Genomic DNA, 1,055 nt, shown 5'->3' with positions numbered 1-1,055 from the left:
ACTAAAACTTCGCACATAAATAATTACTCTGTTCCTTGAAAACTTAATGCTTTGCCAGAAAAAAGTAATAGTAATTTACACAATTATGCACACTTCGGAAGTCTTTCCTTAAGTTCTTTGGGAATCGCAGCCATAAAAGCATCAAGTAATTGGTCCAGCTGTTCTGAAGATAACGATAGTTTATCTGTTATTGTATCTATGAATACTTGCATAAGTAGATGAAAAGCCTGAATCAGCGTAATATCGGACATTTCATCCTGTATGTAGTAAAATATCTCTCCCATTGTTCGTAAATCTGATGATCGACGGTTCTCTAGTGCAAGCATCATGTATCTGGTAAATACGATTGCTGTATGTGCTGTCATCGCATCGTAAGATAATGAATTGCATTCCTTGCTGAGCTTCAAGTATGATTTACACACTTTGAAAAAGACTTCTATATCCCAGCGCTTCCCGTATATACGAATGATTTCGTCCTCGTTAAGGTTTATATCCGTGGTAATAAGTGCCAGATAGTCTTTTCGATTATTCCTGTTTCTGACAAATACAATTCGAGCAGGAATAGATTTTCCGTCTTTTTCAATGGAAACTTCCACGGATAACAGGTATCTAGACCTGCCTCTTCTTTTTCTGTTCTGCTTGTATATTTCTGTTAACGGCTGCATTATTCCATTATATAGGTAATGCATCTTTGATGTTTTCTTTGCCATTGCAATAACATCATAGCCTATTTCTTTAATAGCAATCAAAGAAGAGGGAGAACAGAACCAAGTGTCAAACAATACATAAGATGCTGGAATCATTGCTTTTTTAGCGGTCTTTATTAATTCCAGAGCTACGGCTGTTGCTTTAGTTTGGGATAGATTCCTTCTTAAATACCCGGCGGAACGCTTGTCCACAGGTATAGCTTCATTGATACGATTCTTTTGATTCTCAGTAGATAAAAGACATCCATTGACTGGGATAAAAGTATTTCCATCTGACCATCCGAGTGTAAGTAGGCGAAAGCCATATTTGTATGTTTTCTTAGCATGGTCATATACTTTTGCTAGTAG

The 1,055-nt window shown here is 36.7% G+C and carries 1 protein-coding gene; it reads right to left on the bottom strand.

Features of this window, described 5'->3' with window-relative positions; genetic code table 11:
* Window positions 1-83: 83 nt before the first annotated feature.
* Window positions 84-1,055: IS4 family transposase (locus HNR52_RS12260; protein WP_435620744.1), on the bottom strand; the 972-nt coding region annotated here is incomplete at its 5' end.

Origin of the sequence: Thermoanaerobacterium thermosulfurigenes (genome assembly GCF_051201035.1) — a bacterium.
Classification (GTDB): Bacteria; Bacillota; Thermoanaerobacteria; order Thermoanaerobacterales; family Thermoanaerobacteraceae; genus Thermoanaerobacterium; species Thermoanaerobacterium thermosulfurigenes.
This window is presented reverse-complemented; position numbering and strand designations above follow the sequence as displayed.